The 7,075-nt window shown below is 69.5% G+C and carries 7 protein-coding genes and 1 pseudogene; 3 read left to right on the top strand and 5 right to left on the bottom strand.

The genetic code is table 11. The features are described 5' to 3' along the window. Positions 1 to 619, bottom strand: a 619-nt coding sequence (locus AC1DSO_RS24320; protein WP_477071258.1) for a c-type cytochrome, incomplete at its 3' end; no start/stop codon positions are given. Between the two features lie 163 nt (positions 620 to 782). Here AC1DSO_RS24320 and AC1DSO_RS24315 point away from each other — a divergent pair. Further along, positions 783 to 1,520, top strand: a complete 738-nt coding sequence (locus AC1DSO_RS24315; RefSeq protein ID WP_477071257.1) for a 3-deoxy-manno-octulosonate cytidylyltransferase — start codon at positions 783 to 785, stop codon at positions 1,518 to 1,520. After that, positions 1,517 to 2,368 (top strand): prephenate dehydratase, encoded by an 852-nt coding sequence (locus AC1DSO_RS24310; protein ID WP_047407637.1) that lies wholly within the window; start codon positions 1,517 to 1,519, stop codon positions 2,366 to 2,368. Before AC1DSO_RS24315 ends, AC1DSO_RS24310 begins: the two co-directional genes overlap by 4 nt. Before the next feature lie 17 nt (positions 2,369 to 2,385). Here the strand turns inward: AC1DSO_RS24310 and AC1DSO_RS24305 are convergent. Next, positions 2,386 to 2,505 (bottom strand): annotated as a pseudogene (locus AC1DSO_RS24305) (hypothetical protein); the annotation flags it as partial. Positions 2,506 to 2,621: 116 nt separating this feature from the next. On the opposite strand from AC1DSO_RS24305, the gene AC1DSO_RS24300 reads away from it, so the two are divergent. Beyond that, entirely contained in the window at positions 2,622 to 3,038 is a 417-nt protein-coding gene (locus tag AC1DSO_RS24300; protein WP_477071256.1) for an MAPEG family protein, read from the top strand. A gap of 161 nt (positions 3,039 to 3,199) precedes the next feature. On the opposite strand, the gene nadC is transcribed toward AC1DSO_RS24300, so the two are convergent. The 3 genes from nadC to nadA all read right to left on the bottom strand — a co-directional run bounded on the left by nadC (position 3,200) and on the right by nadA (position 6,803). After that, positions 3,200 to 4,048 carry a carboxylating nicotinate-nucleotide diphosphorylase gene (nadC, locus tag AC1DSO_RS24295; protein ID WP_477071255.1) on the bottom strand — a complete coding sequence of 283 codons (849 nt, stop codon included), beginning with the start codon at positions 4,046 to 4,048 and terminating at the stop codon, positions 3,200 to 3,202. Then, complete coding sequence (locus AC1DSO_RS24290) at positions 4,045 to 5,574, bottom strand: L-aspartate oxidase (protein WP_477071254.1); 1,530 nt, start codon at positions 5,572 to 5,574, stop codon at positions 4,045 to 4,047. Before AC1DSO_RS24290 ends, nadC begins: the two co-directional genes overlap by 4 nt. Positions 5,575 to 5,714: 140 nt before the next feature. After that, positions 5,715 to 6,803 carry a quinolinate synthase NadA gene (gene nadA, locus AC1DSO_RS24285; RefSeq protein ID WP_477071253.1) on the bottom strand — a complete coding sequence of 363 codons (1,089 nt, stop codon included), beginning with the start codon at positions 6,801 to 6,803 and terminating at the stop codon, positions 5,715 to 5,717. Positions 6,804 to 7,075 lie beyond the last annotated feature (272 nt).

Raw genomic sequence — 7,075 nt, 5'->3', positions numbered from 1 at the left:
CCGTCGTACCGCCCGGGGCGGCCGGAGCCGCGGCGTCGGCGGCCGGAGCGCCAGCAGCCGGAGCGGCGGCGGCCGGACGCGGCGGCGGAACCGGCAGCTTCGAGCCCAGGCTGTGCAGGTAGGCGATCATCGCGATGCGGTCTTCCGGCTTCTTCAGACCCACGAAGGTCATGTTGGTGCCGGGGACGTCCTTACCGGGCGCCTTCAGGAAGGTGTACAGCGCGTCGTAGTCCCACACCGGCTGCTTGCCGGAGAAGTCCTTCATCGCGCCCGAATAGTTGAAGCCCGGGTGCGCGGCGGGCTTGCGGCCCAGCACGTCCCACAGGCCGGGGCCGGTGGCGTTGGCGTTCGAGGCGTCCAGCTTGTGGCAGGCCGCGCACTTGGCCGAGACGGCGGCGCCGGCGGCGACATTGGCCGGGGTCAGCACGGCGGCCCAATCCGGCGGGGTGTCGGCGACTTCGCCGCCGCCGGCCGACTCTTCCTGGACCGCGATCTCGTAGCCGGCCTTCTCGACTTCATGCTTCTTGAAGACGATGTCCGAGCCTTCCTTCAGGCCGAAGATAACCAGAAGGGTCGCCAGCGCGCCGCCAGCGATCTTGTTGAACGTCAGGTCGCTCATTTCAGCCTAGTCAGCCTCTTATCGGCCCGTCGAAAGGCGGGCTTGAAACCAGCGCGTCGGAATCGCGAAACGAGTCCCGAACGCGCGTCATGTTGCGCTCGCGTCTCTTACACGCTACCGCCCCTCGCGCAACCGGGCAGCAAACAATTGAGGCCACGAACCCATGAACCCGATCGTCCTGATCCCCGCGCGGATGGCGGCGACGCGCCTGCCGGGCAAGCCGCTGGCGGAGATCGGCGGCGTTCCGATGATCGTCCGGGTTCTGAACCAGGCGTTGAAGGCGAACATCGGCCCCGTGGCCGTGGCGGCCGGCGATCCCGAAATCGTCGAGGCGGTTCAAAAGGCTGGCGGCGTGGCGGTGCTGACCGACCCCGATCTGCCGTCCGGTTCGGACCGGATCCTGGCGGCGCTGGCGGTGCTCGATCCAGGGTTCGAGCACGACGTGGTCATCAACCTGCAGGGCGACATGCCGTTCGTCGATCCGGCCGTGCTCAGCGACTGCGCGCGAATACTTAAGGAGTTCGACGACGCCGATATCGCCACCGTCGTCGCGCCCGAGGCCTCGCCCGCCGATCGTTCCAATCCCGACGTGGTCAAGGCCGTGCTGGCCATGGAGGACGACGGCCAGAGCGGCCGCGCGCTCTATTTTACCCGCTCGACCCTCTATGGCGACGCGCCGGTCTGGCGCCACATCGGCATCTACGGCTATCGCCGCGAGGCCCTGGTGGTGTTCAACGACGCCTCGCCGTCCGCGCTCGAAAAGCGCGAGAAGCTGGAGCAGCTGCGCGCCATGGAGCTGGGCCTGACCATCCGCGCTGCCGTGGCGGCCGAGGCCCCGATCTCCGTCGACAATCCTTCCGATCTCGAAGCGGCCCGTAAGCAGGCCCAGGAAACCGCATGAGCATCCTCAAGAAGATCGCCTTCCAGGGCGAGCCCGGCGCCAACAGCCACGAGGCGTGCCGGACCTACTTCCCGGAGCACGAGGCCTATCCCTGCGCGACGTTCCAGGAGGCCTTCGAGGCGATCAAGACCGGCGTCTGCGAGCTGGGCATGATCCCGATCGAGAACTCGATCGCCGGCCGGGTCGCCGACGTGCACCACCTGCTGCCGGCCTCGGGCCTGAAGATCATCGGCGAGCGCTTCAAGCCGATCCGCTTCCAGCTGATGGCCAACAAGGGCGTCAAGCTGTCGGACATCAAGGTGGTGGCCTCGATGCCGATCGCCCTGGCCCAGTGCCGCCACAGCCTGAACAAGCTGGGCGTGGCCACCGAGGCGGCCGGCGACACCGCCGGCGCGGCCAAGGCCCTGGCCCTGAAGCCCGACCCGACCCGCGGCGCCGTGGCCCCGGCCCTGGCGGCCGAGATCTATGGCCTCGACATCCTGGCCAGCGACATCGAGGACGAGCGCCACAACACCACCCGCTTCCTGGTGATGACGGCCGACAAGGCCCCGCCGGCCCCGGAGTTCACCCATCGCTGCGTGACCAGCTTCGTGTTCCGTGTCCGCAACCTGCCGGCGGCGCTCTACAAGGCCCTGGGCGGTTTCGCGACCAACGGCGTCAACATGACCAAGCTGGAAAGCTACATGGAGGGCGGCGCCTTCACGGCGACCTTCTTCTACGCCGAGGTTGACGGCCGACCGGAAGACCGCAGCCTGGCCCTGGCTTTGGACGAGCTGAAGTTCTTCTCCGAGCGCTTCGAGATCCTGGGCGTCTACCCGGCCGATCCGTTCCGGGACCGGGGGAACTGATCGGAGTTCCTGGCCAGAAAACCCGTGTCATCCCGGAAAGCCCGCAGGGCTTGTCCGGGACCCAGGGGGTGACGGAACGCCGTGCGCGCCGCCCCTGGGTCCCGGCTCTACGCTTCGCTTCGGCCGGGATGACACGGATTGTTGGCGGCGAACTYGGTATTTGGTTTCCGCCTTCCCCAAGCGTCACCGTTTCCGATATCGATGTTCTCTGATTAGCTCCCCGGGCAAACAAAGAATCCCTGGGGAGGGAGCCATGCAGACTTCGATGGTCGCGCCCGTGATGGCGCTGGTGGGCTGGTCGCTGGTGATCTGGGTCTGGATGTATGTCCAGCGGATCCCGGCGATGCAGAAGGCGGGGGTCAAGCCGCAGGACGCGCGGTTCCCGGGCTCGCTGGACGTGCTGCCCGACCACGTCCGGCAAGCAGCCGACAACTACAACCACCTGATGGAGCAGCCGACGATCTTCTACGCGGCGGCCCTGGCCATCCAGGTCGCGGGCCACGCCGACGGCATGGCCGTGCACTTCGCCTGGGTCTATGTCTGGATCCGCGTGCTGCACAGCCTGCTGCAGGTCAGCGTCAACCTGGTGACGCTGCGGTTCCTGCTGTTCGTGGTGTCGACGGGCGTGCTGGCCGCGATGGTGGTGCGGGAATTGATGAAGGTGTTCTGAGGTCGCGCGGAACCCCTCTCTCATAGAGAGAGGGAGGGGCCCGCCGCGAAGCGGTGGGAGGGTGAGTGGTTACGCCGTTTGACGGCGTGCCGGCGCTCCGTCAGGCGCTGTAACCTCTCACCCCAACCCTCTCTCTAAGAGAGAGGGAGCTCGCCGTGCCGCTAGCTGGCGTCCAGCCCGATGTCCAGCACCGGCGCCGAGTGGGTGAGCGCCCCGACGCTGATCACGTCCACCCCCGTCTCGGCGATGGCCCGGACGGTGGTCAGGTTGACCCCGCCCGAAGCTTCCAGCACTGCCCGGCCCTTGGCCAGGCTGACGGCCGCGCGCAGGTCGTCGAGGCTGAAATTGTCGAGCATCACCACGTCGGGGCCGTGCTTGAGGGCTTCCTCCAGCTGGTCCAAGCCGTCGACCTCGACCTCGACCTTGACCAAATGGCCGGCATGGGCGCGGGCCCGGCGGACGGCCTCGCCGACCCCGCCGCAGGCGACGACGTGGTTGTCCTTGATCAGGATCGCGTCATCCAGGCCGAAGCGGTGGTTGACCCCGCCGCCGCAGCGGACGGCGTACTTCTCCAGAGCGCGCAGGCCCGGCGTGGTCTTGCGGGTGTCGACGATGGTCGCAAGCGTGCCCTCGACCAGGCGGACATAGGCCCGGGTCAGGGTGGCGATCCCGGAGAGCCGGCCCAGCAGGTTCAGGCCGGTGCGCTCGGCGATCAGCACGGCGCGGGCGTTGCCCTCGGCGCGGGCCAGGACCGTGCCGGGCAGCACGTCCGAACCGTCCGGCGTCACGACCTCGAAGGTCGCAGTCGGATCGAGCGCCGCCAAAGCCAGGCGGGCGCAGGAAAGGCCTGAGACCCGGCCGTCCTGGCGGCTGGCCCAGACCACCGACAGGCGCGCGTCCGGGTCGATGCAGGCCTGGCCGGTGATGTCGCCGGCGCGGCCCAGGTCCTCGGCCAGGGCCAGGTCGACGATCGGGCGGACGAGGATGTCGTCCAAAGCGGTGATGCTCATTCGGCGGCGTAGCGGACGGCGGCGTCCGCGCTCTCCCAGGTCACGAAGGTGCGGGCCGGTTCGGCGGTCGCCGGGAAGTCGGCGCGGAAGTGGCCGCCGCGGCTTTCGCGGCGGGCCAGGGCCGCCTCGACGATCAGCCGCGCGGCGACGACCGTGGGGCAGGGGCCATTGGCCGGCTCCAGGGCTTGGATCTGCCCCAGCAGGCGGGCCAGGCCGGCGGCGTCGCGGACCACGCCGGCGTCGCGGCTCATGGCCTTGCGTAGGGTCTGCAGCGCGGCGTCGGGCAGGTCGGGCAGGGGCTCCAGGCTGAGCGGCGCGGCGCCCTCAACACCTTCCGCCGCCGCGGCGCGGCCGGCGCGGGCCCCGAACACGGCCGCTTCCAGCAGGCTGTTGGAGGCCAGGCGGTTGGCGCCTTGCACCCCGGTCGAGGCGCACTCGCCGGCGGCGTAGAGGCCCGGCAGGCTGGCGCGGCCGTCCAGGTCCGTCGCCACGCCGCCCATGTGGTAGTGCACGGCGGGCGTGACCGGGATCATCTCGCGGCGCGGGTCGATGCCGGCGCTCTGGCAAGCCTCGAACACGGCCGGGAACTCGTGCGGGAAGTGGCCGCCGACGGCCTCGGTGGCGTCCAGGAACGCGCCGCGGCCGGCCGCGCGCTCGGCATGGATGGCGCGGGCCACCACGTCACGCGGCGCCAGCTCCCTGGCCGGGTGGTAGTCGGCCATGAAGGCGCGACCATCTGTATTCCGCAGGATCGAGCCTTCGCCGCGCAGGGCCTCGGTCGCCAGGGGCGCGGGGTCGCGGCCGATGTCGATGGCGGTGGGGTGGAACTGCACGAACTCCGGGTCGGCGATCGTCGCGCCGGCCAGGGCGGCCAGGCCCAGGCCCTCGCCGCGCACCTCGGCGGGTGTGGTGGTGACGGCGTAGAGGCCGCCGACGCCGCCGGTGGCCAGGATCACGGCCTTCGCGCGGATTTCGACCAGGGCGCCGTCGATCTCGGCGAGCACCCCGACCACGCGGCCGGTCGCGTCTTGCAGCAGCCGGCGGGCGCGGGCGTTCTCGCGGATCTCGATCGACGGGGTGGCGCGGACCGTGGCGATGACGGCGGCCATGATCGCCGCGCCGGCGCCGTCGCCGCCGACCCGGGCGACGCGGGCCCGCGAGTGGGCGGCCTCGAGGCTGAGCACGAAGTCGTCACCGCTTTTGCGGTCGCCAATTTTACGGTCAAAAGGCGCGCCCAGAGCGGCGAGGTCGCGGACGGCCTGCGGGCCTTCGCGGGTCAGGAGCGCGACGGCGGTCGGATCGCAGAGACCGGCCCCGGCCGCGATGGTGTCGGCCGCGTGCAGGGCCGGGCTGTCGTCGCCAGCCAGCGCCGCGGCCATGCCGCCCTGCGCCCAGGCGCTGGAACAGCCGGTCGCCAGCGGCGTCGGCGACAGCACCAGGGCCGTCTTGGCCGCGAGCGCCGCGCTGAGACCGGCCAGACCGGCGCCGAGGATCACGGGGCCGTCGAAGGTTACGCGTTCGATCATCACTCACTCCAAAGCCCCTCCCCCTTGCGGGGAGGGGTTGGGGTGGGGGTGTCAGCGCCGACCTTTAAAGTCAGAGCCGACACCCCCATCCGACCGCTTCGCGGCCACCTTCCCCGCAAGGGGGAAGGGGACCAAACTCACTAGATCAGCTCCACGTCCACGTGATGCCGCGCCTTGACCAGGTCGTACCGCGCCGGAACCGCCGGCGGCGGCAGGTCGATCATCCGCTGCACGGCCAGGCGGGCGCGGTCGATGACGTCGGCGTCGACGGTGACTTCGTATTGCTCGTGGACCAGGGCGTCGTGGATGTTCTGCAGCGTGATCCGCTTCATGTGCGGGCACATGTTGCAGGGGCCGATGAACTGGGTCAGCGGGCTCTCGGCCTGGACGTTGCTGGCCATCGAGCACTCGGTGATCAGCACCACCTGGGCCGGCTTGCGGGCCGCCACATAGTCGTTCATCGCCGCCGTCGAGCCGGCGAAGTCGGCCGCCTCCAGGATCTCGGCCGGGCACTCGGGATGGGCCAGAACCTCTGCGTTGGGCCAGGCCGCGCGCATGTCGGCGATGTCGCTGACCGTGAAGCGCTTGTGCACCTCGCAATGGCCCGCCCAGGCGATGATCTTGACGCTCGTCTGGCGGGCGACGTTGCGGGCCAGGAACTCGTCGGGGATCAGGATGACCTTGTCGGTCCCCCATTCCTTGGCGGCCCACTCGACCACCTGCACGGCGTTGGCGCTGGTGCAGCAGATGTCGGTCTCGGCCTTCACGTCGGCCGTGGTGTTGACATAGGTGACGACCGGCACGCCCGGATAGCGCTGCTTTATAAGCCGGACGTCGGCGCCGGTGATCGAGGAGGCCAGGCTGCAACCGGCCTTGAGGTCCGGGATCAGGATCTTCTTCTCGGGGCTGAGCACCTTGCTGGTCTCGGCCATGAAGTGCACGCCGGCCTGGACGATGATCGCCGCGTCGCTCTTGGCCGCCTCGCGGGCCAGGGCCAGGCTGTCGCCCACGAAGTCGCCGACGCCGTGGAAGATGTCCGGCGTCATGTAGTTGTGGGCCAGGATCGCGGCGTTCTTCTCGCGCTTCAGGCGGTTGATCTCGGCGATCAGCGGCGCTTGCACCCGCCACTCCATCGGCGTGACGTGATGCTTGACCTTGTCCCAGATCCCGGCGGTCGCCGCCTCGATCTCGGCGGTGAACTCGAATGGGGCGGCGAACCCGTCGGCCATCTGATCCTCCGTTATGCTCAAAGTGAGCATTTCCAGGGCTTCAAAAAACGCCGGGGGCCGCTTGAGCTTCCCTGTCGGGGGCTCCCGGGCGGTCCGGCGTCCTGGTTATGCTGAAAGTGAGCATAACCTTCCTGACACATATAGCCCCTGCGGCGCGGAATGCAAACCGGCTTAATCTGATAGCAGGGCGCCATTTTCTGAAGCGCCGGCGCCGCTTGAACGGCATAGATCAGAATGGGGCGAGGTGACGTTTGAGCGGTGCGTCCTTGCCA

This window comes from Caulobacter sp. P4_E5, from assembly GCF_056401555.1.
The sequence above is the reverse complement of the archived record's forward strand: the minus strand, read 5'-3'. Positions and strand labels throughout refer to the sequence as shown.

Excerpts from the sequence above, each read along its gene's own strand:
- AC1DSO_RS24300 (WP_477071256.1), top strand. The coding sequence starts at position 2,622 with ATGCAGACTTCGATGGTCGCGCCCGTGATGGCGCTGGTGGGCTGGTCG.
- nadC (WP_477071255.1), bottom strand. The coding sequence starts at position 4,048 with ATGAGCATCACCGCTTTGGACGACATCCTCGTCCGCCCGATCGTCGAC.
- AC1DSO_RS24315 (WP_477071257.1), top strand. The coding sequence starts at position 783 with ATGAACCCGATCGTCCTGATCCCCGCGCGGATGGCGGCGACGCGCCTG.
- AC1DSO_RS24290 (WP_477071254.1), bottom strand. The coding sequence starts at position 5,574 with ATGATCGAACGCGTAACCTTCGACGGCCCCGTGATCCTCGGCGCCGGT.
- nadA (WP_477071253.1), bottom strand. The coding sequence starts at position 6,803 with ATGGCCGACGGGTTCGCCGCCCCATTCGAGTTCACCGCCGAGATCGAG.
- AC1DSO_RS24310 (WP_047407637.1), top strand. The coding sequence starts at position 1,517 with ATGAGCATCCTCAAGAAGATCGCCTTCCAGGGCGAGCCCGGCGCCAAC.